Annotated in this window: 27 protein-coding genes; 15 read left to right on the forward strand and 12 right to left on the reverse strand. The window is 61.7% G+C overall.

What is annotated here, in order from left to right:
- The first annotated feature begins 238 nt into the window (after positions 1-238).
- A complete protein-coding gene (locus QM996_RS05785; protein WP_500269637.1) occupies positions 239-1,639 on the forward strand; it encodes a serine dehydratase alpha family protein in 1,401 nt (466 codons plus the stop codon).
- Between the two features lie 176 nt (positions 1,640-1,815).
- Positions 1,816-2,253 (forward strand): DUF1489 family protein, encoded by a 438-nt coding sequence (locus QM996_RS05790; protein ID WP_429816765.1) that lies wholly within the window; start codon positions 1,816-1,818, stop codon positions 2,251-2,253.
- A 167-nt stretch (positions 2,254-2,420) separates the two neighbouring features.
- On the opposite strand, the gene QM996_RS05795 is transcribed toward QM996_RS05790, so the two are convergent.
- The 6 genes from QM996_RS05795 to QM996_RS05820 all read right to left on the reverse strand — a co-directional run bounded on the left by QM996_RS05795 (position 2,421) and on the right by QM996_RS05820 (position 8,301).
- Complete coding sequence (locus QM996_RS05795; protein WP_247959104.1) at positions 2,421-2,690, reverse strand: hypothetical protein; 270 nt, start codon at positions 2,688-2,690, stop codon at positions 2,421-2,423.
- A gap of 77 nt (positions 2,691-2,767) precedes the next feature.
- A complete protein-coding gene (locus tag QM996_RS05800) occupies positions 2,768-4,303 on the reverse strand; it encodes an SPOR domain-containing protein (RefSeq protein ID WP_500269638.1) in 1,536 nt (511 codons plus the stop codon).
- 182 nt (positions 4,304-4,485) lie between these two features.
- On the reverse strand, positions 4,486-5,220 hold the full coding sequence (locus QM996_RS05805; protein ID WP_500269639.1) for a hypothetical protein: 735 nt from the start codon (positions 5,218-5,220) through the stop codon (positions 4,486-4,488).
- Between the two features lie 288 nt (positions 5,221-5,508).
- On the reverse strand, positions 5,509-6,117 hold the full coding sequence (locus QM996_RS05810; RefSeq protein ID WP_500269640.1) for a transglutaminase-like cysteine peptidase: 609 nt from the start codon (positions 6,115-6,117) through the stop codon (positions 5,509-5,511).
- Between the two features lie 681 nt (positions 6,118-6,798).
- Positions 6,799-7,407 (reverse strand): PilZ domain-containing protein, encoded by a 609-nt coding sequence (locus QM996_RS05815; protein WP_500269641.1) that lies wholly within the window; start codon positions 7,405-7,407, stop codon positions 6,799-6,801.
- Positions 7,408-7,515: 108 nt separating this feature from the next.
- Positions 7,516-8,301: a PAS domain-containing protein gene (locus QM996_RS05820; protein ID WP_500269642.1), complete on the reverse strand. Its 786-nt coding sequence runs from the start codon at positions 8,299-8,301 to the stop codon at positions 7,516-7,518.
- 206 nt (positions 8,302-8,507) lie between these two features.
- On the opposite strand from QM996_RS05820, the gene QM996_RS05825 reads away from it, so the two are divergent.
- Positions 8,508-9,239, forward strand: a complete 732-nt coding sequence (locus QM996_RS05825) for a rhomboid family intramembrane serine protease (protein WP_500269643.1) — start codon at positions 8,508-8,510, stop codon at positions 9,237-9,239.
- A 263-nt stretch (positions 9,240-9,502) separates the two neighbouring features.
- Positions 9,503-9,931 carry a CBS domain-containing protein gene (locus tag QM996_RS05830; RefSeq protein WP_500269644.1) on the forward strand — a complete coding sequence of 143 codons (429 nt, stop codon included), beginning with the start codon at positions 9,503-9,505 and terminating at the stop codon, positions 9,929-9,931.
- 175 nt (positions 9,932-10,106) lie between these two features.
- Here QM996_RS05830 and QM996_RS05835 read toward each other — a convergent pair whose 3' ends face one another.
- From QM996_RS05835 to folE, 3 genes are all read right to left on the reverse strand, one after another.
- Positions 10,107-11,066, reverse strand: coding sequence for a patatin-like phospholipase family protein (locus tag QM996_RS05835; protein WP_429816783.1), 960 nt, complete (start codon positions 11,064-11,066; stop codon positions 10,107-10,109).
- Between the two features lie 398 nt (positions 11,067-11,464).
- Complete coding sequence (gene hisI, locus QM996_RS05840; RefSeq protein ID WP_500269645.1) at positions 11,465-11,917, reverse strand: phosphoribosyl-AMP cyclohydrolase; 453 nt, start codon at positions 11,915-11,917, stop codon at positions 11,465-11,467.
- 23 nt (positions 11,918-11,940) lie between these two features.
- On the reverse strand, positions 11,941-12,558 hold the full coding sequence (folE, locus tag QM996_RS05845; RefSeq protein WP_429816789.1) for a GTP cyclohydrolase I FolE: 618 nt from the start codon (positions 12,556-12,558) through the stop codon (positions 11,941-11,943).
- A gap of 340 nt (positions 12,559-12,898) precedes the next feature.
- Here folE and QM996_RS05850 point away from each other — a divergent pair, with 340 nt between their 5' ends.
- The 6 genes from QM996_RS05850 (at position 12,899) to QM996_RS05875 (ending at position 17,824) form a co-directional block, all read left to right on the forward strand.
- A complete protein-coding gene (locus QM996_RS05850) occupies positions 12,899-13,345 on the forward strand; it encodes an iron-sulfur cluster assembly scaffold protein (protein ID WP_500269646.1) in 447 nt (148 codons plus the stop codon).
- 1 nt (position 13,346) lies between these two features.
- Positions 13,347-13,721, forward strand: a complete 375-nt coding sequence (gene yidD / locus QM996_RS05855) for a membrane protein insertion efficiency factor YidD (RefSeq protein WP_500269647.1) — start codon at positions 13,347-13,349, stop codon at positions 13,719-13,721.
- 5 nt (positions 13,722-13,726) lie between these two features.
- Positions 13,727-14,146 (forward strand): DUF2267 domain-containing protein, encoded by a 420-nt coding sequence (locus QM996_RS05860; protein ID WP_500269648.1) that lies wholly within the window; start codon positions 13,727-13,729, stop codon positions 14,144-14,146.
- 12 nt (positions 14,147-14,158) lie between these two features.
- Complete coding sequence (locus tag QM996_RS05865; protein ID WP_500269649.1) at positions 14,159-14,698, forward strand: DUF1697 domain-containing protein; 540 nt, start codon at positions 14,159-14,161, stop codon at positions 14,696-14,698.
- 224 nt (positions 14,699-14,922) lie between these two features.
- Entirely contained in the window at positions 14,923-16,905 is a 1,983-nt protein-coding gene (thrS, locus tag QM996_RS05870; RefSeq protein ID WP_500269650.1) for a threonine--tRNA ligase, read from the forward strand.
- A 79-nt stretch (positions 16,906-16,984) separates the two neighbouring features.
- Positions 16,985-17,824, forward strand: a complete 840-nt coding sequence (locus QM996_RS05875; RefSeq protein ID WP_173516305.1) for a lysophospholipid acyltransferase family protein — start codon at positions 16,985-16,987, stop codon at positions 17,822-17,824.
- A gap of 135 nt (positions 17,825-17,959) precedes the next feature.
- Here QM996_RS05875 and QM996_RS05880 read toward each other — a convergent pair whose 3' ends face one another.
- Positions 17,960-18,970 carry an RgsD C-terminal domain-containing protein gene (locus QM996_RS05880; RefSeq protein WP_500269651.1) on the reverse strand — a complete coding sequence of 337 codons (1,011 nt, stop codon included), beginning with the start codon at positions 18,968-18,970 and terminating at the stop codon, positions 17,960-17,962.
- Between the two features lie 100 nt (positions 18,971-19,070).
- Here QM996_RS05880 and QM996_RS05885 point away from each other — a divergent pair, with 100 nt between their 5' ends.
- Together QM996_RS05885 and QM996_RS05890 are read left to right on the forward strand one after the other, a co-directional pair.
- On the forward strand, positions 19,071-19,655 hold the full coding sequence (locus tag QM996_RS05885; protein WP_500269652.1) for a nitroreductase family protein: 585 nt from the start codon (positions 19,071-19,073) through the stop codon (positions 19,653-19,655).
- On the forward strand, positions 19,655-20,257 hold the full coding sequence (locus QM996_RS05890) for a flavin reductase family protein (protein WP_500269653.1): 603 nt from the start codon (positions 19,655-19,657) through the stop codon (positions 20,255-20,257). The genes QM996_RS05885 and QM996_RS05890 overlap by 1 nt, the downstream gene beginning before the upstream one ends.
- A 23-nt stretch (positions 20,258-20,280) precedes the next feature.
- On the opposite strand, the gene QM996_RS05895 is transcribed toward QM996_RS05890, so the two are convergent.
- Complete coding sequence (locus QM996_RS05895) at positions 20,281-20,943, reverse strand: aldolase/citrate lyase/malate synthase family protein (protein WP_500269654.1); 663 nt, start codon at positions 20,941-20,943, stop codon at positions 20,281-20,283.
- A gap of 110 nt (positions 20,944-21,053) precedes the next feature.
- Between QM996_RS05895 and QM996_RS05900 the strand changes: the two genes are divergently transcribed.
- Complete coding sequence (locus QM996_RS05900) at positions 21,054-22,190, forward strand: DUF2336 domain-containing protein (protein ID WP_500269655.1); 1,137 nt, start codon at positions 21,054-21,056, stop codon at positions 22,188-22,190.
- A 96-nt stretch (positions 22,191-22,286) separates the two neighbouring features.
- Positions 22,287-23,309 (forward strand): SDR family oxidoreductase, encoded by a 1,023-nt coding sequence (locus QM996_RS05905; protein WP_500269656.1) that lies wholly within the window; start codon positions 22,287-22,289, stop codon positions 23,307-23,309.
- A 15-nt stretch (positions 23,310-23,324) separates the two neighbouring features.
- On the opposite strand, the gene QM996_RS05910 is transcribed toward QM996_RS05905, so the two are convergent.
- Complete coding sequence (locus QM996_RS05910) at positions 23,325-23,738, reverse strand: hypothetical protein (RefSeq protein ID WP_500269657.1); 414 nt, start codon at positions 23,736-23,738, stop codon at positions 23,325-23,327.
- Between the two features lie 220 nt (positions 23,739-23,958).
- Between QM996_RS05910 and QM996_RS05915 the strand changes: the two genes are divergently transcribed.
- Positions 23,959-24,429, forward strand: a complete 471-nt coding sequence (locus QM996_RS05915; protein ID WP_500269658.1) for a GNAT family N-acetyltransferase — start codon at positions 23,959-23,961, stop codon at positions 24,427-24,429.
- Positions 24,430-24,456: the final 27 nt, after the last annotated feature.

Genomic DNA, 24,456 nt, shown 5'->3' on the forward strand with positions numbered 1-24,456 from the left:
GGATCGAATGTCGGTTGATCGCCTGACCGTTCGCTATGGGATCGCATAGGCTTCGTTCCTATATTTGCTGCGGATTTCCTTAAATCGGGACCGATCTGAGGATAAAATCGTCTAGCGAATATGAGGATAGCGCGCCGGTTCGCACGGACCGTGAAGCGTGATATCGAGGCAATCGTGAATGCGGCGTTCAGGCGGTCATGCCGGTGCGCTGCGGGTCAGTCTCCGGGGCAGGCAGCTTATGTTTCTTTCCGTCTTCGACGTGTTCAAGATTGGTATCGGGCCTTCGAGCTCGCACACGATGGGGCCGATGTCGGCCGCCAACCGCTTTCTTGATCTCATCCTGTCTGATGACTGGCCGCGCCCGTCCCACGCTGCCGTGGCGGCGATCAAGGTCAGCCTGCATGGTTCGCTTGCCCATACCGGTATCGGCCACGGAACGGGCAGGGCGGTGATCCTTGGCCTCGTCGGCGAACGCCCCGATCTGGTCGACCCCGATCGCATGGATGCGTTGATCGACGAGGTCGAGCGTAGTGGCCGCATCACGCCATCAGGACATCCGTCCTACGAATTTCAGCCGAAGACCGACCTGATCTTCGACAAGAAGGTGCCGCTGCCCGGCCACGCCAATGGCATGTCCTTCTCCGCCTTCGATCGGGATGGCAGGCTGCTTCTGAAGCGGATCTATTATTCGATCGGCGGCGGCTTCGTCGTGACCGACACGGAACTCGAGGCCATGCGTGCCTCGAAGAACAAGGCGGCTGGCGTCAAGGTGCCTTTCCCGTTCTCGACAGCCCAGGAGATGCTGGACATGGCGGCCCGCTCGGGTCTGACGATCGCTCAGATGAAGCGGGCGAACGAAGAAGCGACCATGTCGCCGGATGAGCTCAATGCCGGGCTCGACCGCATCTGGGGCGCGATGAGCAACTGTATCGACCGGGGGCTGAGTCAGGAGGGCATCATGCCCGGCGGCCTGAAGGTCCGCCGCCGTGCCCGCTCGATCCACGACAAGCTGCAGGAAGAATGGCGCTCCAACAAGACCAATCCGCTGCTCGCCAACGACTGGCTGAGCGTCTACGCCATGGCGGTCAATGAAGAGAATGCCGCGGGCGGCCGCGTCGTCACGTCGCCCACCAACGGTGCCGCCGGCGTCGTTCCCGCCACGATCCGCTATTACATGCACTTCCATGACGATGCCGATCAGGAGGGCATTCGCGACTATCTGCTGACGGCTGCCGCGATCGGTGGCATCATCAAGCACAACGCTTCGATTTCGGGCGCAGAAGTCGGCTGTCAGGGCGAAGTCGGTTCCGCTTCCGCCATGGCCGCCGCAGGTCTTGCTGCCGTCATGGGCGGTACGCCCGAGCAGATCGAAAATGCCGCCGAGATCGCACTCGAGCATCACCTCGGCATGACCTGCGATCCGGTGGCGGGCCTGGTTCAGGTGCCATGCATCGAGCGCAACGCACTCGGTGCGGTCAAGGCGGTGACGGCGGCGTCCCTGGCGCTCAAGGGCGACGGCAAGCATTTCGTGCCGCTCGATGCCTGCATCGAGACGATGCGCCAGACCGGCGTCGACATGAACGAGAAGTACAAGGAAACATCGACCGGCGGCCTCGCGGTCAACGTCGTCGAATGTTGAGCCATACAGCGCCGCGCGCCTTTTAAGGCGCGCCAAGGTCGCTGTATCACTTTGAAGTGCTGCATAATTTGTCCGTAAATCGTTTCCGGTTTAAGGAATTATGCAGTGGCGGTGATTGTGGATGAACGGCGTCTGGCCGCTTGACCGCAGCGGCCGGACGGGTGTTCAAAACAGCTATGTCTCTGCATCTCATAAAGCTCTGCGTCGGAGCGGAATCGATCGAGGACCTGCGCGAATGGGTTTCGCGCAAGGCGATGGCCGCCATGGCCGCAGGCCTTGAGCCCCACTCCTTCCACACGACCCGCATGGTGCCGAAACGGGTGGAGGAATTGCTGAATGGCGGTTCGCTCTACTGGGTCATCAAGGGGACGGTGCAGGCGCGGCAGCCCTTGATCGGCATCGAGACCTTCACGGATGGCGAGGGTATCGGCCGCTGCAATCTGCTGCTCGGGCCGGAAGTGGTCGAGACGGAGTTGCAGCCGCGGCGCGCCTTCCAGGGCTGGCGCTATCTCACCGACAAGGACGCGCCTCGCGACCTGGCGTCGCTTTCCGGCGGTGGTGCCGATATGCCGCTCGAACTGCGCCGTGAACTGGCGGAACTCGGACTTCTCTAGCGCGCCATGCGTTCAGATGAACGCACTACGTTTGCTCCAGCTTCAACTTTGACAATGTGGCGAGCCATCAACCGGATGGCTGGTTGGGGTAATCTACGCGCATCGTTGCAGCGACACTGTTGAAAGCACAAAGGCGGCACAGGCCGCCCTTGCAACGTCGCGAACTTTCAGGAGATCCGCATCTTCAAGGGATGGCGGCGGTTCGGCCCCGTCACGTGAAGATGAATGCCGGCGCGCGGCTGCGTCGACCGCCAGGCGCGCGCTCCGTGCGTCAGCAGCATCCCGACCAGATCGCGCGTCTTCGCCTTCGATCTGTTGAGCCCGAGATCGGCAATGCGCATGGCCGCCTCGTGCAGGGGATGCAGGTTGATACGCGACGGCTTAGCGCGCCGTCCCGGCAGCGGGGTAACACCCGGAACGTTTTCGTTCATCGCCATGATTAACCTCGTTACGCTGTACAAATCCGAGGAAGGCGGCCGGAAAACAAACACATCCGGCCGCCAAAACTTTTACCTTACTGCTGGCTCGCCCAGCAGGAGATGCCTTTCTTCTTCAATGCCTTGCAGGCGTTGACGGCTGCATTCTGGTCGTCGAAGCCGCCGAAGCGCGCGCGGTAGACCTGGCCGAAGGCCACAGTGAAGGGCTTTGCGTTCAGCAGAGCCTTGCCGCCCTTGTCCTTGGCATTGCCGAGAAGGGTCATGGCCTGATCCTTGTCCGGCGTCGCGCCGATCTGGATCACCCAGCCCTGCGGCTGGGCCGGCATCGGTTCGGCCTTTGCGCCCTCGACCGGCTCCGCCTTTGCGATGGCTTCGGCCTTCTTCGGCACGGAGTTGGTGACCTGGGTGTCGACCATGCCGGCGGCGACCGGCTGACGAAGCTTCAGGCTCTGCGCATCGAGCGTGTTGGGAACGATCTTCGGCGAAAGGACAGGGTTGTTGGACGCGCGCGTGTTGCCAGCATAGGCCATCTGCACGCTGCTCGCGCTCTCGCCGTTGTAGCGGAAGTCCGGAACCGGGCCAGTGTTGGGCAAGTCATGGCCGCTGGCGGTCGCGGCGACAACGGGCGTCTCGGAGACGGGTGCTGCCGAAGCGACCTCGGTTTCTTCGGCCGGAACCGGAGCCGGCTTGGTTTCGGCAATCAGGTTGCCGTCGCCGCGACGGGACGCTGCGGGCATGTACTTGGCGACCAGTCGGCGCATCTGCGCGTCGCGGCTGCCGCCGGAGGTGCCACCCATGACGACAGCGACGATGCTGCGGCCTTCGAGCTGAGCCGATGTCACCAGGTTGAAGCCTGATGCGCGGGTATAGCCGGTCTTGATGCCGTCCACGCCGCGTACATTGCCGAGCAGGCGGTTGTGGTTGCCGATTGTCTGTCGGCCAAACTGGAAGCTGCGGGTGGAGAAGTAGTCGTAATATTGCGGAAAGTGCTGGCGAAGCGCGAGGCCGAGGCGGGCCTGGTCGCGCGCCGTCGTGCGCTGTTCCGGGTTGGGCAAGCCGTTTGCGTTGCGATAGGTCGTGCGCGTCATGCCGAGCGCACGGGCCTTGTTCGTCATCATGCGGGCAAAACGCTGCTCGGAACCGCCGAGATATTCACCAAGCGCCGTCGCCGCATCGTTGGCCGAGCGGGTGACGAGCGAAAGGATCGCCTGCTCGACGGTGATCGACTGTCCGGCGCGGACGCCAAGCTTCGACGGCGGCTCGGAGGAAGCGTTCTTCGAGAAGGGAATGGGCGTCGATTTCGTGATCCGGCCGGCCTCGAGCGCTTCGAAGGTCAGATAGAGCGTCATCATCTTGGTGAGCGACGCCGGGTAGCGCGGTTCGTCGGCGTCCTCGCCATAGAGGATCTTGCCTGTCTTCGCATCGATGACGATGCCCGAATATTTCGGATTGGCGTAGTTCGAGGAGGCTGCGAAAGCCGGCGCGGCAAGCGCGACCGAGGCAATGGCGCCCGCAAGGACGACCCGTCCTACCATCTTTGAAAGAGCACCGAACGGGCGCTTCGCGAGATCAAAAAAACCGGATTGGGACACTACGCTACTCTTTATTCTCATGTCATGGGGTTGTCCGGACGCCGCCTCCGGGAACGACCGTTCTCGAGACAGTATCGGCATAGCGTTACCAATCGGTTTATGATGAATGATTGGTTTCCGGAATCGAATGCATTTGTACAAGGGCGATGCCGGTGTAGCGCAATGGCGCGGCGGGCTGCCTGCACCACACCAGTTAGTCGAAATCAGGGCACGAGACGGCTTTTGACGAAGGTCGCGATTGCTTGGTCGATTTCGCGCCACTGCGGCAGCAGCCTGTTCGAGAATCTGTAGAGCACGACGAGATCTTTGCCGGCGTGAATGTCGCGCTGGCAGTCGGCGCTGGTCGAGATGGTTTGTGGGTCGGGCTTGAGACAGCGCACCACATAGGGTGCCTGAGCAGTCGTCTCAGCGGTCAGGAAGACTTCGCCCGCATAGCTGGATGTCGCCTTGACTGTGTGCTCCGTCAGGCCCGCAGGGCCAGCCGTGGGCGCGCCGTCGAAGACCTGCGCGTAAATCGGCTCGAGCCGTCCGGACATGTCGCGAGACATCGTGCTTTGCGAAATCTGCAGGAAGATGAGCTTTTCGGGTGCGTCGACATTGTTGAAGAGGTCCCGGCTCCGATCGCTGTAGCCTTCGAGCCCCGGCCAGGTCAGGTAAAGATCGACGCGCTCGGCGATCGAGGTGGCGCGCTGAGCTTCGAAGCGGATCATGTTTGCCGGAAGGCGCAAGTGATCCTGGCCGATGAAGATGTCGAAAACCTCATTGCTCGCGGTGTGGCCGGCAAGGGCGAGATTTTCGCCAAACCAGCGCCCCGCAAGCGAGATGGCGGCCGTCAGCGTCGCGAGCACCATGACGACTGCCGTCACCCGGTAGACGAATCCGGACGACAACAGCGGTCGGAGGTCCGGTTCGTGAGTCTCATTTGAAGTGCTGCTCATCGTTGGACTGTCCCGTAGTGATGACCGAACCTCGGCGATCCTTGTTCGCTCACGCTTCCTGCGCGTTTTAAGGTGGACGACGTCGCTTGCCCGACGCTGGTCGAGGATGGTTAATTTTTGATAAATTTCTTTTCCGGCGGCGCCCTACGGGAATCCACCAATAAAAAAGCCGGTTCCGAGGGACGCGGAACCGGCCGAGGCTCGGTCTGGACGGGGATAGTGTGACCGGAGCCCTGTAATCACGGAGGCCGCTGCGGCAGGCGCGCCGCCTCCCCAAGTCTTCTAAGGTTACTGCGTCCGTACGCTGCCGACGGCGACGGTGCGGCCGTCCTGGAGCTTGACCCAGCGACCGGAGTGTTCGGTCGATTGGCGCTTGAGGTAGGTGTATTCGGTGTCCGACCACAGCAGCACCTTGTTGCGCATGTTGTCGAGAATGAAGTCGCCGCGGTCGGTGCGCACGGTCAGGACGGCATGGCCGTCGCCATTCGGCTGCAGAACGACGGTGATCAAGAGATCCGACGGGGAGAAGCCGTTCTCGATCAGCTTGCGGCGCTTCAGCAGAACATAATCTTCGCAGTCGCCAACCGTCTCCGGGTAGGACCACTTTTCTTCGACGCCGTGAATTTCCATGTCGGTCATGGGCGTGATCGCCTGGTTGACGTCGTAGTTGACCTCGAGAATCTTCTGCCAGCCTTCGCGCGTCAGCACCATCGGGCCGCCGTCCTTGCCGTTGGAAGTGCACTCCGACGGATAGATCTTGCAGAACTCGTAGTGACCGATCGGCGGATTGGTGGCGCCGGTGACGACCATGTTGGCCGGAAGCGCCAGCGCCGTTTCGATCAAGCCGGCGGTGAAAAGGACCGCAACCGCGACCATCTTGGTGATTGTCTTGAGCATGATTGTCTCCCCGTTGTGGTTCGACAATGGCACAGACGTTTTCATCGATCGCGAACTTGCGAACTAAAAACAAGTACAAATAAAAGTCGTATAAGAATAAAATAAGAATAGATTTTGATTTTTATTTAAATCGAATTTGACTCAAATTTTATCGATTTTCCAGCGGAGTGACCTTGCGTTCATGTTTCCTTGACCATGTAAGTGACTGTAATCAATCGATCCATGTCGATCCGCGGGTCGACTGGTGCAGTGGTTGGGGGAGAATGGCGGCCGCGATGTATGGCTCGCGAGGCGAAATCCGGCGATTGTGTCGACGCTTTTCGACTTGGAATATGCGTCGTGCCTTGAATTTGTTCGAAAAAATATTTGCAGCGATCGGAAGCAGCGGTCGCGTCGTGATGTTCCGAAATGAGGCAGTCTCGGCCTCGAAGCGATTTCGATCGGCTGGGTTTCGCCGGCAGCTTTGTTGCGGCCTATGGGGCAGATCTACTGTGAAGGCCGAGGATCAAGCATGTCGCGCAAAAATGGGCGGCGGTCTTGCGATACCGACATGCGAAATATCATAAACTCAGAGCGCAGGAAGCGAAGCCGCGAGTCCGGGACGCACCCTCGTTTCGTGCGGCAGGATTGGGCCAGCGAACTTGATCCGGGGTAGGGCAGGCGCGATGGCGCGGGCACGCCTCAGAGGAACTCGGTCAGCGCTTCACGGGACTGCACGCCCGAGAACTCGATGGCGCAGCCTTCCTGGAAATGGCGAACGATCTTGCCCTTCATGTTGCCGAGCATGACCGGGGTGCCGATCGGCGGGCGATTCTCGATGTCCACGGCAGCGCCGGAGAGTGAGAGGTCGATGATGCGGCAAGGGAATTTCTCGCCGGTGTCGAGCGTCAGCTCGGTAGACGTCTTGCGCGGTGCAAGGCGATCATGACGCCGGTCTTCCGGCAGTCCGAGTTCGTGTTTGTTCGCGATCCAGGTGAGCTGTGCGGCCAACTTCTCGCGCTTGCGCTCGGTGGCGTTGAGCTGGATCACGAAGGCATCGTCGGCGACGCGCGACACCGTGCCTTCGAGGCGGCCGACATGGTCGATATAGGCGATGATGCGCTCACCCGCCCGCGGCCGTGCCGGTGAGGAAAACAGGACGTCGCCGGGCGACATGTCGACGGCGGTGCAGTCATATTCGTCGCGATTGGCGAGCATCAGCCGTCCAGCAAGGTTCACCGAAACGCGCTGGAACGCACCTTCGTGATGCGGCTTCGGAGCGGTATTCTGAGCGTGCTGGAACGAGAACATGGTGACTCTGCATGACGTATTTCGGCAGGCAGAGTTTAGGACGTTCGGGTTAATAGAAGGTTCGTCCTCCGGTTGGTCCAAGTGGCCAGCCCGGGACAGCGGCGGCGATCAGCCGCGACGCCCGCCCTCCAGGATGCGGAGATGTCGGACCCGACGGAACTCGCCGAAAATCCCTTCGCCAGCATGTGAATCTGCGCGGGGCGGGACATGTTCTGGCGCCTGTTCTTCGCGAAACACGGCTGTGCGATCGGGATCGAGGATTTTCATGCCGGTGACGTCAAGGCCTTCCACCGATGTCGCATGCAACCAATACGGGCGGGAAAGTGGCGAGAGCGCACCCAGGATTCGGTCGCTTGCCTCCTCGGTCGAGGCGAGCGGCAGCAATAGTGCTTCGACCTCGATCTCGCGCGCATCGGCGGTACGGCCCTTGGCGGACAGCATCACCGGCACTCGGTGCGCCATCACCTGGCCGGCCATGCGCTGCGCCTTGGCGGCCTGCGCGTTCAGCCAGAGCATGCCGAATTGCCGCCCGCGCAACTCAAGGCCGAAGAGGGCGCAGACATGGGTTCCCGCCAGACGAAACGAGATGCCGGCGTTACGGTCACGCTCGAGAATGAACAGGTTGGGCAGGAGCGTGCGGATGTCCCCCGGCTCGAGTTCGTCCCGACGCGGAAGGTCGCGCTTGCCGCGAATGGTGTTCCAGTATCGGAAAAGCTCCGTGCTCGTATTGCTGCGCATCTTTGCGTTCATTCCATTTCTGCGGGCCGTCTGTGCCGGTCTGGCACATGTTTGGCCGTTCATTGCGGTCTTGAGATCAATGGAGCGAAAACCATGCCAGCTCGAAATTAAGGTTAACGAACGGTTTCGATTGCACGCGGGCACCACGACTGGCACTGGAAGACATGACTTCACGAAGCGTTGGCTTCGGCACTTGAACTGGAGCTCGGATTTGAGCTTGGCGACCGTTCAGTTTTTACTGGACGGTCTTTTTTTGTTTGCTTATGGCTGGTCGCCCCAGTCCGGTCCGAATCCGGCGATGTCATGCCATCGCCTCGATCGAGTTCGATCGAACGGACCAATCGATGGAGAAAGCAGCAGCCATGGAACGAGATCAGACGGCAACGCCACCGGAGACAGACCGGGACAGCGCCGCCGGACCATCGCGTGAGCCTGCCTTCAATCTGCCGGCCGGGCTCACCGGCATCCTGCTGTTTCTGATCGCCATTCACGCCTTGCGCACCTATGTCCTGCCGCCTGCGATCGATCAGGAGATCATCTTCAACTTTGCCTTTTTGCCGGCGCGCTACGATCATCCCTTGGCCGAGCAGGGTCTCGCCTGGCTCTGGAGCCCCATTACCTATTCATTCCTGCACGGGAGCTGGGAGCACCTGATCTTCAACATCTTCTGGATGGTCGCTTTCGGCGCTCCGGTCGTACGCCGCATCGGCATGGGGCGGCTGGCGGTGTTCTGGTGCCTTTCGGCTGCGGCCGCCGTTGCGCTGCACACGGCATTTCATTGGGGTGAGATGATCGTGGTCGTCGGCGCTTCGGGCGTCGTGTCCGGTTTCATGGGCGCGGCGGCGCGCTTCGTCTTCTCGCCAAGTGGACGGATCAGCCGGCAATTTGCTCATCTCAACCGACGGCTGCCTATCAGCGAATCGTTGGCAAATCGCTCCGTCGTGATCTTCGCGGGGATCTGGTTCCTCACCAACTTTCTGATCGGGCTTGGCATGTTCACGCCTGGCGGCGCGGGCAGCATCGCCTGGGAGGCCCATATCGGCGGTTTCCTCTTCGGCTTTCTTCTCTTCGGCCTTTTCGACCCGCGCGACTGACGGTCGGGGAAAGATCGGCGGACGACATTCCTCGGCGCTTGATTTCCCATGGGTGCTGGCGCACCATTTGCCACGGTCGCTGATTGTCGAGAGGCAGGCGGCCTGTGAAGGCCGGGTATTGAAAGCCCGTTCGCGTCTGAGGAGCACGCGGGCAGGCGATCGTAAGCGGCCAGGGTACAGGTTCCATCGCCCGACCGTACCGCACGAGAGACGGCTGGACCTTTCCCTGCCGACCCGGTGTTGTCGCAACGGGAGATGTGCGCATGTCAGTAAAAGCAATACTCGATGAGAAGGGCCGCAATGTCGTAACGGTCGGCCCGCAGATGTCAGTCCAACAGGCTGCCATTCTCTTGCGTGACAATCATATCGGTGCGGTCATCATCGTCGATGCGGACGATCAGATCGCAGGCATCCTCACCGAGCGCGACATCGTCGCAGCGATCGCCAAGCAGGGAGCCACCTGTCTCGAAAGGCCGGTCGCGGCCGTCATGTGGCAGAACGTCTATAGTTGCACCGAGGAAATGACCGTCCAGGCCCTGATGGAAATGATGAGCAAGCTCAGGGCCCGTCATCTGCCGGTCGAAAGAGATGGCCGGCTTGCCGGCATCGTTTCGATCGGTGACGTGATCAAGCACCACATCCGTGCGATCGAGCACGAGACCGAACAGATCAAAGCCTATATCGCTGGCTAACGAGCGGGTAGGGCGGCCCGCGCCGCCCTCTTATCCGCGCCTCGGATACGTCGACTGCTTGTCGCGACGACGCGCGAAGCGGTTCGTTCGGGCTTCGCGAAGGGGTTCCCTCAAATGGGCAATGCCCTGCGCGCCATCACCGCGGGGCCAACGCAGACGATTGATGGAACGCGCGTCAGCGCACGAGCGCGTCCTGCATTCTGCGGATTTCCATGAGCTTGGCCTTCGCTTCGTGATAGCCCCGGTCGATGGCCTCACCTGCACGATGAAACTCCGACAGGCCGATATCGTTGAGCTTGGGGTGCAAGGCCAGATCCGGCGGATCACCGGCAAGGCGGGCCCGCGAGATACGATCCTGGATGATGTTGAAGGCCTGAACCATTACGCCAGTCATGCCGAGGCGGGAGTGATGGGTCGCTTCCTTCTCCTGCGCATCCGGCGTTTCCATGCCAGCGCTGTGCTTGACGACGGCGGAGCGGCCATAGAGGTCGTAGTTGAGGTTGACGGCGACGACGAGTTGCTGCTCGTGGGCGCGGCAGACCGAGACCGGGACGGGATTGACCAGCGCGCCGTCGATGAGCGTGCGCCCGTTCGCCTTGATCGGTTCGAAGATGCCGGGCAGCGCGTAGGAGGCGCGGATCGCGGTAATGAGTGATCCCCTCTCGAGCCAAACCTCGTGACCGCTGTGCACTTCGGTCGCAACGGCAATGAACGGCCTGTCGAGACCTTCGATGCTGAGACCTTCCAGGTGCTCCTGCATGCGTTTGGTCAGTCGGAGGCCGCCGAAGAGACCGCCGCCGCCAATGGCGAAGTCGAGCAGTCCAGCGATTCGCCGAACGGTGAGGGAGCGTGCGAAGGCCTCGAGTTCGTCGAGTTTGCCGGCAAGATAGCAGCCGCCGACGAGCGCGCCGATCGACGTGCCTGCAATCATGCCGACTTCGATGCCTTCCTCGTCGAGGGCGCGCAGCACGCCGATATGCGCCCAGCCGCGGGCGGCGCCACCCCCAAGGGCAATAGCGATCTTCGGTCGTTGTGGGGGTGTCGCAGGTTCTGGTGGTGTTGTTGAAATCGATGTTCCGTCCGGGCCGGACAGATCTGCAATCTGATTGTTACGCGTAAAAGTCCAGTTCAACATCCGGCACCTCCAACACCGCCGAATACTCCGCAGCGCGACACGTCGATGAGAATGCGCGAAGATCGCTGTGGCAAATCATCATTGACTTAACTTCCCAGGACCGAATTCGATCCTGGAGAGAGGCAAATTGATGCGCGCGTCTTGGGAGGCTTCGCCAAGCCGGCGCAGGTGCCGGCCTCGTCCTATTCCATTGCTGAAAGACTGGCACCGTACTTAGGTATATCACCGATCCCGTCGCCGATTGCGGCATGACCGATAAATATTGGATACAGTTTGCAATACAATTGGGAACGTTGCCGCTCCCTCATCGCGCCGCATCCTTGCTTAAGGATTAGGCGCTCACTTGGTTTCCAAATGATAAATATAGCATGTGGCCGCATCAAAAAGATGCGCGATCGTTAATTTTTATCATAGATTTCGGCAGGGTCGAAGTGCCTATGGTCGTCGGTGATTGTGACGACGGCCTGGCCGCTCTCGACGCCGACCGTGCGATAAAAGCAGGACCGGCGACCGGTGTGGCAGGTGGCGTCGTGACCGCCCACCGAGACCTTCAGCCAGATCGCATCCTGGTCGCAATCGGTGCGGATCTCCTTGACGGTCTGAAGATTGCCGGAGCTTTCGCCCTTCTTCCAGAGGCTCTTGCGCGAGCGGCTGTAATAGTGCGCGATACCCGTCTCGATCGTCAGGGCCAGGGCCTCGGCGTTCATATGGGCAACCATCAAGAGCTCGCCGTCCCGCACATCCGTGACGACAGCGGTGATCAGGCCCTTTTCATCAAAACGGGGCGTGAACGCCGGTCCGGATTCCAGCTCGGCCTTGTTGGAAGAGGGGGCGTCGAAGATGAGCGTCATGGAAGGCTCCGTCTGTCGGAGCCTTACTTGAAGCCCCTGATCATAGTCATGAACCGCGCCTGTTCGGCCGGTTCCGTTTGGAACGTACCCGTAAATGTGGTGGTGAGCGTTGTCGAGCCTTGCTTCTGCACACCACGCATCGCCATGCACATATGTTCGGCTTCGATCATCACGGCGACGCCGCGCGGGGCAAGCGACTCGTCAATCGCCCGAGCGATCTGCGCCGTCATCGATTCCTGCGTCTGCAGCCGGCGGCCGTAGATATCGACGACGCGGGCGATCTTCGACAGGCCGAGCACGCGGCCATTCGGCAGGTAGGCGACATGCGCCTTGCCGATGATCGGCACCATGTGGTGTTCACAATGGGAGTAGAACGGGATGTCCTTGACCAGCACCATGTCGTCGTAGCCGGCAACCTCTTCGAAGGTCCGGCCAAGCACGTCTTCGGCGGCAAGATCATAGCCGCTGAAAAGCTCGCGGTAGGACTTCGCCACGCGCGCGGGCGTGTCCCTCAGGCCTTCGCGCTCCGGATCGTCGCCGGCCCAGCGCAACAGGACGCGCACGGCATCCTCCGCTTCCTTCTGGGTCGGGCGGCCGCTCGCATCGTCGAGCACAGGAAAATTCTTCACTATGGCATCCATAATGGCCTCTTTGAGCAATACGGGATTGCTTGACGTTTTATCTTTCGGACAACTCGCCACTGGCCATTCGCCTAACCCTGCAGGCTTGGGTTCCGTTGGCGGGCTCCGGGGCTTTCGGGTCCTGGCTTAGCAGTGCACTGGACCTTCCGGCACGGTTTCCCAAACAACAGGCGACATTGTTCCTCTTGCGGAACTGTCGCCCCAACACGACATAGCATATAGTATGGTGCCACAGAGATGAAAGAGGCGGAGCGTGTCGCGTCGTGCTTTTTTCCTGCCTACCGGAGAAAATCATGCGTCGATCACTCAAAACCGCGAAAAATCAGTCGGATCGCGTCAAATGATGAATGACATCTACAACAGCCGAATTCTCGAATTTGCCGGCAACATTCCGCGCATCGGAACGCTCTCGGACGCCGACGCGGACGCGATCGCGCATTCGAAGCTCTGCGGTTCGAAGGTGCATATCTGGCTGAAGATGGACGGCGACGTGGTCACCGATTTCGCCCATGACGTGAAGGCCTGCGCGCTGGGTCAGGCCTCTTCCTCGATCATGGCGCGCCATGTCGTCGGGGCCGGTGCGGAGGAAATCCGCCAGGCGCGTGCGGACATGCTTGCCATGTTGAAAGCGGACGGCGAAGGTCCGTCCGGGCGCTTCGAGGACATGCGTTTCCTGCGCCCCGTCAAGGACTACAAGGCGCGCCACGCATCGACGATGCTGACTTTCGATGCCGTGGTCGACGCCATCGAGCAGATCGAAGCCAAGCGGCTGCTCGCGGCCGTCTGACATGTGCGGCGAACCGAATTGTCGGCATTCGCCGGACAGCGGTGCGGAGCCGGCGGCGCATGGTCGAAACTGGAAGGGCCCGTTTCGCAAGACTCCGGGGCGGCTGATCGGGATGGCGCTGATCCGCGCCTACCAGCTCACGCTTTCGAGCTTCATCGGCAATTCGTGCCGGCACCTGCCGACCTGTTCGGAATATGGCTATGAGGCAATCGCCCGTCATGGCTTCTGGGCTGGAGGTTGGATGACGCTGTTTCGCGTCGCCCGCTGCGGGCCAGGCGGGACGCAAGGCTTTGATCCGGTACCGGAACGGCTTGAGTCTCGCCTCGTGTGGTATGCGCCGTGGCGCTACTGGCGACCGCGGCCGAAGGTTGGTTGATCACGATGCCCATGCCGATGGAATACCGCCAGGCCTCGGTCGACTTCGACCGGTTCATCCTCGACGCGCGCGAGCTGGCCGGGCTGCAGACGACGAACCAGGCCTATACGATGGTTCAGGCGGTGCTCCAGACTTTCCGGCGGCGATTGGACCTTGAGGAGGCCATCCTGTTCGCAGATGTCTTGCCGCCGGTGCTGCGCGCGATATTCGTCGCCGAATGGGACCTCGAAGAGCCGAAGAGCCCGTTTTCGGGCCGTATCGCCATGACCCGGGAGGTGCAGGCGTTTCGGGCCGATCACAATCTTTCGCCGGACAGCGCGATCGTCGATGTGGCTGCCGCCCTGCGTCGCAACATCGACGAGGCGAAGCTCGATCGGGTTCTCGCCCGCCTGCCGGCGGGTGCTGCAGATTTCTGGCGTGCATGAGCGGGAGAAGAGATGAACAGCTACGTTGCCTTGCTCTACAGCATCGTTCTTGATGCCGGGCGACGGGTCGTGATGGCCGATCTCAGAGAGATGGCCGAAGGTCTCGGCTACCGTTCGCCGCGAACATTGGTTGCGACAGGCAATCTTGTGTTTGAGGCCGGACAAACATCCATAAGAGACCTCGAACCGCCGCTTGAGGCAGCCTTCTCCAGGACATTTGGCCGGCATGTCGACATTATTGTCCGGTCCGGCGCCGACTGGCGGAAGCTTGCGGCATCAAATCCGTTTCGCGATGAGGGCGAAGAAGACGCGACGCGTGTCCATGTGCGGGTGATGCGCGATCCGCTGACGGGGGCCGCGCTCGCAGGTCTCGAGCGTTACTGTGTCGCCGGCGAACGTCTGGCAATCGTCGACGGCGATCTGTGGGTCCATTTCACCGGCAAGGCGAGCGAATCGAAACTCCTGGGCGCGATGACGACCAAGCGCCTTGGTGTCGGAACGTTCCGCAACTGGAATACGGTGAAGGGGCTTGCCGAGATGTTGCGCAGCTAGTCTCCAACGCAGCCTTCGCCTTTACTCACTTTCGAAAACCCTTTATCAGGCTACGGCGTGTTTCCCCGGGTCGCCTCCGGCCTGGGGTAAAACATCCAGAAATCCAAAGCACTACAGCGATCTATGCGCGTCTGACGGATGCGACGCTGTATCGTCAATTCACCGGTCGTTGCCGGTCAACCATACCACCCGCATTCGTTGGCGGGACTGGATAGGAGATCATTATGTCGAATTCCGTTTCCCTTACATTTCCCGATGGCTCGGTGCGCGAATATCCCTTCGGCACGACCGGCCGTGACGTCGCAGAATCGATTTCGAAGTCGCTCGCCAAGAAAGCCGTGGCGATTGCGCTCGACGACGAACTGCGCGACCTGTCCGATCCCGTGACCGATGGCAGGATCGAGATCGTCGTGCGCGACGACAAGCGCTCGCTGGAACTCATCCGTCACGATGCCGCGCACGTGATGGCGGAGGCCGTGCAGGAACTGTGGCCGGGAACGCAAGTGACCATCGGCCCGGTCATCGACAATGGCTTCTACTACGATTTCGCCCGCAACGAGCCCTTCACTCCGGACGATCTTCCGATCATCGAAAAGCGGATGAAGGAGATCATCGCGCGCAACAAGCCTTTCACCAAGGAAGTCTGGTCGCGCGAGAAGGCGCGCCGGGTCTTTGCTGAAAAGGGCGAGAGCTACAAGGTCGAACTCGTCGATGCGATCCCCGAGGGACAGGATCTCAAGATCTATTATCAGGGCGACTGGTTCGACCTTTGCCGCGGCCCGCACATGGCCTCGACCGGTCAGATCGGCACGGCCTTCAAGCTGATGAAGGTGGCCGGTGCCTATTGGCGCGGCGACAGCAACAACGCCATGCTGACCCGCATCTACGGCACGGCCTGGCACACCCAGGAAGAGCTCGACCAGTACCTGCACGTTCTCGCCGAAGCCGAAAAGCGCGATCATCGTCGCCTCGGCCGCGAAATGGACCTGTTCCATTTCCAGGAAGAGGGTCCGGGCGTCGTCTTCTGGCACGGCAAGGGCTGGCGCATGTTCCAGACGCTGGTGGCCTACATGCGCCGCCGGCTCGCAAACACCTACCAGGAAGTCAATGCGCCGCAGGTCCTCGACAAGTCGCTCTGGGAAACCTCGGGTCACTGGGGCTGGTACCGCGACAACATGTTCAAGGTGACGGTGGCCGGCGATGAGACCGACGACGACCGCGTCTTCGCGCTGAAACCAATGAACTGCCCCGGCCATATCCAGATCTTCAAGCATGGCCTGAAGTCCTATCGCGAACTTCCGGTCCGCCTGGCCGAGTTCGGCAACGTCCACCGCTACGAGCCGTCAGGCGCGCTCCACGGACTGATGCGCGTGCGTGGCTTCACGCAAGACGATGCGCACGTCTTCTGCACCGACGAGCAGATGGCGGCTGAATGCCTGCGCATCAACGACCTCATCCTCTCGGTTTACGAGGACTTCGGCTTCAAGGAAGTGGTGGTCAAGCTCTCCACGCGTCCGGACAAGCGCGTCGGCTCCGACGAACTCTGGGATCGTGCCGAGAGCGTGATGATGGACGTGCTGAAGACGATCGAGGCGCAGTCGGAAGGCCGCATCAAGACCGGCATCCTGCCGGGCGAGGGCGCCTTCTACGGGCCGAAGTTCGAATATACGCTGAAGGACGCAATCGGCCGCGAATGGCAGTGCGGCACCACCCAGGTCGACTTCAACCTGCCGGAGCGTTTCGGCGCGTTCTACATCGACAAGGAATCGGAAAAGCGCCAGCCGGTCATGATCCATCGCGCCATCTGCGGTTCGATGGAGCGCTTCCTCGGCATTCTGATCGAGAACTTCGCCGGCCACATGCCGCTCTGGGTTTCGCCGCTGCAGGTCGTGGTCGCGACGATCACCTCTGAAGCCGACGACTACGGTCGCGAGGTTGCCCAACTCCTGCGTGACGCGGGCTTGACCGTCGAGACCGACTTCCGCAACGAGAAGATCAACTACAAGGTCCGCGAACACTCGGTTACGAAGGTTCCGGTCATCGTCGTCTGCGGCAAGCGCGAGGCCGAAGAACGTTCGGTCAACATTCGTCGTCTGGGCTCCCAGGCGCAGACCGCGATGTCGCTCGACGAGGCGATTGCTTCGCTCGCCTCGGAAGCCATGGCGCCGGACCTTAAACGCAAGGCCGAAAAGAAAGCCCGGGGTTGAGACCCTGGGCACTTGCTTTGTCAGCAAACTGTCATATTAGCGGAATATCCGGATACGAGATGATCCATCGGAGATTTCCGTGCAGTTCAAAGAGCTGTCCTACGCCAACGCAAACGACCGGCGCCTGAAGCGCTGGTTCATCCGCTCCATCGAAGGCCTGTCGGGCCGCAACCGTTACGCAAAGCTCTACACGCGCTGGCGGTCCGACATCGTCGGCAAGAGCGATCGGGTCTTCGGTGAGATGCTGCAACTCATCGATGTGAAACTGCGCACCCAGGGCGAGTGGCCGCCGCGGCATTTGCCCGACACGCCGATCGTCATCGTCGCCAATCACCCTTTCGGCATCGGCGACGGCATCGCCGTATTGGCTCTCGCCGAACAGCTTGGCCGACCGTTCCGTGTCCTTATCAACAACGAACTGCTGAAGGTGCCGGAAATGGCGCCTTACTCCCTGCCGGTATCGTTCGAGGAGACGAAGGAGGCGCTGGCCGTCAACATGGCGACGCGCCATGAGGCATTGCGGCTGCTGAAGGAAGGCGTGACCATCGTGATCTTTCCCGCCGGTGGCGTCGCGACCGCGCCCAAGGGTTTTGGCCGCGCCGAGGACCTGCCCTGGAAGATCTTCCCGGCGAAACTGATCCAGGCCGCACGCGCGAGCGTCATCCCGATCTACTTCGAGGGGCAGAACGGTCCCATCTTCCATCTGGCGAGCAAGATTTCACTGACGTTGAGGCTGTCGCTGCTGATCCGCGAGTTCCGCCGTCTGTCCGGCACGACGATCGCGGCGCGCATCGGCCGGGTGCTGACGCCCGAGGATCTCGGCGTCTGTAGTGATCGCAAGGATCTGCTGGCCCGTATCTATGACGCGGTCTTCTCCATGGCGCCGCCGCGCCGGCGGTTCATGCGGCGAGCGGGTTGACGTAGCGTCAATCGCATACCGTGACGTTGGAGTTAGAGCGCCGTGCGTTTATATGAACGCACAAAGGACGCTCTAGCACTTTGATTCTAGAGCATCTTTCTGCTTTCAAGTGATACCACTTCAAGGCAGGATGCTCTAGTCCTGTGCGTCGGAGACGACGCCCGGGTTGGTGTTCGCATCGTTGCCGCCGCTGCTGAGCAGCACTTCCACGTCCGTGTTGACACCGGCCTTCACCGTGAAGTCACGTTCGTAGATCTTGTCCTTGTAGCGTGCGACGGCGGAGTAGCTGCCTTCGAGCAGAACCAGCGTCGGGAAGGCGCCGTTTTCTTCGTCCACGGTGTCGCCGGCCGACGTCAGGATCGTCCAGGCGGTGTTGGCGATGGCTTCGCCGCCCGGTTCCGACACCAGCTTGAGCGTCAGCTTGGCAGCGCGGTGCTGGATGGTCGCTTCGGTCAGCTTGCCAGCTTCGACCTGGATGTCGGCGGCCGTCGAAGCGTTGGTCGCACCGTAGCTCGAGGTCACGTGATAGGTTCCGGCGCCGAGCCGGATAACCGTGTTCGGCTTCACATCCGACATGATGAGCGCCCGCTCGCCGTCGCTCTTGGTGTCAGCGGAATAAACGGAGAAGCTGAGTTCGGCCGGCGGTATGCGGACATCGCTGCCGGAGACGGCATTCAGCTTGATACCGCCTGCGTCCAGGACCAGAGTCTGCTTTTCGAGCGTGCCTTCCTGGGGCACGCGTATCTTGCGCGTCGCGGAGGCGCGTCCGAAGGAAACGTTGACGAAGTAATCACCCGGTGCAACGTTGAATGCCGTCGAACCGCCTTCCGACGTCGCCAGCAGCGGCAGCTTGCCGTCGCTTCCCGGGATCGGGCTGAACATGCGCCAGGTCAGGCCAGCCTCGACGGGCGCGCCCTTCTGCGTGAGCAAGGCTTCGAGCTTGACATCCTTCAAGGTGCCTTCGGCGATCGGATCGCTCGTCATCGGGCTGAAGCCCGTCAGCTTCGGCATCTTGCGCGGGCCGGCGATCGACGGAAAACTCTCGAAGGCCTGGGTCGCATCCTCGGCACGCACACTTCCCGCAGCAGCGCCGGCGACAAGGATCGCGAGCCCGGTTCCGAGGAAAATACGAGAGCATGCACGCATGAGAGCAGTTGACTTCCTGACTGAGTGACTCCACTTGGGACGCCGATATGGCATTTTCGTGGCTTCCGATGCTGCGGCAAATTAGTGGAATTCATCCGACATGAAAACCGAAATTAAGCTTGTTGACTACCTCGCGTCCCGCCGCTCGATCCCCGCTTTCCAGATGGGCGAACCCGGCCCTAGCAAGGCCGAGGTCGAGGAGATGCTGAAGCTCGCCTCCCGCGTGCCGGACCACGGCAAGCTCGCTCCCTGGCGCTTCATCGTCTATCGCGGCGAGGAGAGGGCGCGCATCAGCGCCGAATTGAAGAAGCTGGCGCTGGCGGTAAAACCGGATCTTTCGGAGGAAATGATCAAGGTCGAGGAAACGCGGCTGACGCGGGCGCCGGTCGTCGTCGCTGTGGTCAGCAAGGCTGCGCCGCATTTCAAGATCCCGGAGTGGGAGCAGTTGATGTCCGCCGGCGCCGTGTGCCTGAACCTGCTGATGGCCGCAAACGCACTTGGCTACGCCTCCAACTGGTTGACCGAATGGTTTGCCTTCGACGAACGCGCCTATCCCTTGCTGGGTGTCAATCCGGGTGAGAAACTTGCTGGTTTCATTCACATCGGTACCGCGATGATGCCGCCGACGGAACGGCCGCGGCCGGAGCTCGCCGAGATCGTCACCTGGGTCGGAGAGGACGCCTGATGTTCTACGATACGGCCTCGAATCGTCACGGCCTGCCGCATGACCCCTTCAAGGCCATCGTCTCGCCGCGGCCGATTGGTTGGATCGGCACGCGCGGAGGCGACGGTACGCATAATCTCGCGCCCTATTCTTTCTTCAACGCCATCAGTGATCGGCCTAAGCTCGTGATGTTCTCGTCAAGCGGCCACAAGGATACGGTTCGCAACATCGAAGCGACGGGTGAGTTCACGGCGAGTTTCGCCAGCCGCAATCTTGCCGAGGCCGTGAACAAGACGTCTGTTCCCGCACCGCATGGCGAGAGCGAATTCGAGATCGCCGGGCTCACTCCGGTCGATGGTACCTTGGTGAATGCGCCGTTCGTCGCCGAGGCTTTTGCTGCGCTTGAGTGCCGGATGACCGAGATGTTTCAACCAAAAGGCCTGGATGGCGCGGTGACCGACAACTATGTCGTCATCGGCCAGGTCGTCGGCATTCATATCCGAGAAGAAGCAATCCGCGACGGTCGCTTCGACATGGCAACGGTCAAGCCGCTCGCCCGTCTTGGCTACATGGACTATTGCGACGGCGGTGATGTCTTTCAGATGACCCGCCCGACCCGTTGAGATCCGCGACTTGGCCGCGCAGGTCACGCGTTGCTGAGAATGGTTGCCTGTTCGATCGAGTTGCAAACGACGGAGGCAAAGCCGTTGTCTCGGCTCTGCGATTGCGCCCATCGTGCCGCGGTTTCGTCAGGGGTGGCAGGCAATACCTCGTAGGCGGGCACGCCGGCTTCGAACGCCCTCAGGACCACATTTGCTCGTCCGGTGAGGATCGGCGCTGCGACGCGCTGATGGCGAGCGCTGGTCGGCTCCTGACAACCGATGGACTTTGCCAGCGCTACGCCATTGAAGATCAGAGCCTTCAGGCGGGGCGACGAGTCCGTCAGCGGATGGGGTGACAACAAGCCCTCCGGCGCACCGCCATATTCCCCATAAATCCGGATAGGGTTGGACGCGGCGCCATGGGCGGCTTCCGCAACCCGCAACATCACATCGAGCTTCTGTATATCGGCGCGCCCGCGGCATCCGGAAAGCACGATGCCGTCGGCACCGCTATCGAGCAGCCGTTGCAATACGTCCTCGCTCAGCCGCTCCAGCGGTTCGACGCGCGCGAGCAGCGCGAAGGTGCGGCCTGCCAAACGTGCCATTGCGGCAAGCGTATCGGTGTCGACACCAATATCGACGATGACGCCGGCCAGCGCATTGAGTGCAACGATGTCCATGGTCGGGAAGGCGCCATCGATGATCAACAGCGGCCTCATGGTTTGGGAGCGGTTAACAGACATGGTGAACCAATCTTAAACCTTTGCCCGCTAGGGTTTGAACATCGGTGGCATTGGCGTGGTCTAGTGGGGCGTAGGTGATCATACAAGCATTTCTTCGCTGGGTGGAAACGGCGAGAACGGGTGAGCGCACCCGCGCCGCCAGCGCGCTTGGTCGCGCCTATGTCGATGCGCAGATGAATGGCCTGGACCGCCGCGCCGCGGAGATGGCGATGACCTTCCTGCTCGACGATCCGTCGCCAAAGGTTCGACACGCACTTGCCGATGCGCTTTGCGGCTGCGCGTCGGTTCCGCGCGCCATCATTCTCGGCCTTGCCGAAGACCAGCCCGAAATTGCCTATGTCGTCATTTCCCGCTCGCCGGTGTTGACGGACGAGGACCTCGTCGACCTCGCGGCCAGAGGAACGCTCGAAACGCGGGCGCTGATCGCCGCGCGCAATTTCGTCTCCCGTGCCGTATCGGCCGCGATCGCCGAAATCGGCGGCGAGGAAGAAATTCTGATCCTCCTGGAAAATGCCGGCGCCAACCTGTCGCGCCGGTCGTTGAAACGCATTGCCGAGCGTCTTGGCTGTTCAGCGGCCGTGCGTGACCTGTTGCTTGCGCGGCCGGACCTGCCGAGCGACGCCCGCCATGCGCTGGTGGAAGAAGTGGGCGCTGCATTGGCCGCCTTTGGCCTGGTGCAGATGGCGATCGGAGAAGCCCGCGGACGGCGGATCACGCGGGAAGCCTGCGACATCGCTGCCGTCGGCATGGCCGGCACGCTGGCGGTGGAGGAATTGCCTGGCCTGGTGGCGCATCTGCGCGACACCGGGCGCCTGACCCCAGCCTTCCTGCTCCATGCGCTCGTCACCGGCCGAGCGGAATTTTTCTCGGCGGCGATCGTCGATCTCTCCGGCGTTTGCGAAAAGCGCGTGCGCTCCATCCTGTCCGGCGGCCGCATCCATTCGATCCGCGCCCTGTTCGAAAGCGCCGGCCTCGGCCATGATGTCAGCGAAACCTTCGCTGCGGCCGTGCTTCTCTGGCGCCAGGATGCTTCAGCCGGAAACGACAGTGTCGCTTCCGTTTCCACAGCACTGCTTGCACGCCTTCGAAACGAGCGGTCATCGTCGCCGGTCAATACCGCGATGATCGACCTGCTCGAGCGCCTGGCATTTGCCGAGGAGCGGCAGTCGGCCCGCAACTATGCGGAACTCGCAGCGCGGCAGGCCGCCTGACTTCGATTGCGGTCAAGTGCGCCCCGCAACATCTCCACCCACTTCTCCGCAGGCGCTCCGGCGACGGTGGGCCTCCGGTCGACAAGGAACTGACCCATGAGCATGAAGGCCGCCGCAACCGTTGCTGTGACCGGCATAGGCGGCTTTGTCGGACGGCACATCGCGCTCCTCTTGTTGCGGCGGGGGTATGACGTGCGCGGCACCGTTCGTAGCCTGGCGCGCGCGGCGGAGATCGAACGATCGATCCGTGCCGCCGGCGGCACGGATCTGGCGCAATTGACCTTTGCCGAAGCGGACCTGCTGGGGGAACGGGGCTGGGCGGAGGCCTTCACCGGCGTCTCCCATGTCATGCACACGGCATCGCCGTTCCCCGCACGACTGCCTGCGGACGAAGCCGAACTGATCGGGCCGGCGCGCGACGGCACGCTGCGCATTCTGCAAGCCGCCCGCTCATCCGGCGCTCGCCGCGTCGTCCTGACCTCCTCGGTCGCTGCGGTCATCTACGGGCCTGGACGCGCGCCGTTCACTGAGGACGATTGGACCGATCCGCAATCGCCGCTGGCGACGCCCTACTATCGCTCGAAGACCTTCGCGGAGCGCGCGGCATGGGACTATGCGACCGCGAACGGGCTCGAATTGGCAGTCGTCAATCCGGGCATGGTCCTCGGGCCGCTGCTTGGACGTGAGATCGGCACTTCTGTCGCCGTGGTCCGCAACCTCCTGAGAGGGGGGTACCCCGCTCTGCCGAAGTTCAGCGTACCCGTCGTCGACGTCCGCGACGTCGCCGACGCCCATCTGCGGGCGATGACCGTTGCTGGCGCGGCGGGCGAGCGTCTTCTGGTCGCCGGAGAGACCTTGTCTCTTGCCGACATGGCGTCCATCCTTCGCCGTCGGTTTCCCGAGCATGCCGCCAAGCTGCCGAAATTCATTCTGCCGAACTGGCTGGCAGGCTTGGCCGCTCCCTTTGACGCCGGCTTGCGCCTGATCGTCGGGGAACTGGGACACGACTCCCGTATCTCCAACGAAAAGGCGCGTCGCATTCTGGGGTGGCAGCCACGAGCCGCGGAAGAGGCGGTCATGGCCAGCGCCGAAAGCCTGATCGGCGCCGGTCTTGTGTGAGTGTGCCCGCCCGCTCTAATTGGTGAAACGGCGGGCGACCCAGGAATAGCCGTCCTCAATGTAATGCACCGGCTTTGTGACGATGGTCTTGAGCTTTTCCCGATCCGGGATGGCGCCCGACAGGAAGGCCAGTGTCCGTTTCGGCAAGGTTGGTTCGGGCTCCGGCTCCGTCACCTGCGAGGGCGGCATCTGGCTCTGTTGCGAGCCGGCCGGTGGCGGGCTCAAGTCGGCGAGGGCCGGGCTGGAGCTTTCGCAAACGGCGACGACGACCGGATAGTTGGCGTTCGAGAACTTTGGCAATTGCGCCTGCGAGTCCGTATCGCATTGGGCGATCGACGGCCATGTGCCGTTGACCGTCGAGATGTACTGGCATTGGCTGACATCGTGGTCGCAGCCGAGAATGGTCATGACAATCAGCGCCGCTTGCATGGTGTTCCTGTCGTTGGTCCCTGGAGGTTGTAAGGAATCAATCTATGCCTGTGCGATTCTCTCCGAATTGGGGCGGCGTCGCGGGTGGCGCGGAACAAATTGTTTCGGCCTGTTCGCCGGATGATAGAACCGGGCGCCTGCGTCATTTGACGTATTGGCTGGCGGAAGGGCTGACACTAACGTCCGGCAGAAATAGCTGAGATCGAGAAGGACGAAACAAGTGCCTGCCGTAACCATAGCCCTGGAGTCGCCGCGCCAAGCACAGGTCGCGCGTCTATTGGAACTCTCCGACGCCTATGCCGCTTCGCTCTATCCCGCCGAGAGCAATCATATGATCGACTTGTCGAGCCTGGAGCAGCCTGGCGTTTCCTTCTATGTGGCGCGGCGTGAGGACGACATCGTCGGTTGCTGTGCCCTGGTAGAAGCCGACGACGGCACGGCAGAGATCAAGCGCATGTTCGTCGATTCGGAGGCGAGGGGGCTGAGGATCGGTAAGCTGTTGCTACAGGCGCTGGAGGTACGCGCGGTTGAACTCGGATACACGGCAATTCGCCTCGAAACCGGCATCTACCAGCCCGAGGCGATCGGGCTTTACAAGGCGGCCGGCTATGTCGAGCGTCCGCCCTTTGGTGACTACCAGCCGGATCCGTTGAGCCTGTTCATGGAAAAGCCTGTTCGCCAGCCGGTATGATCTCAGCTCGCCGAACCGCGATGCGCT

Origin of the sequence: Sinorhizobium chiapasense (assembly GCF_045277575.1) — a bacterium.
GTDB classification, from domain to species: Bacteria; Pseudomonadota; Alphaproteobacteria; order Rhizobiales; family Rhizobiaceae; genus Ensifer; species Ensifer chiapasense_A.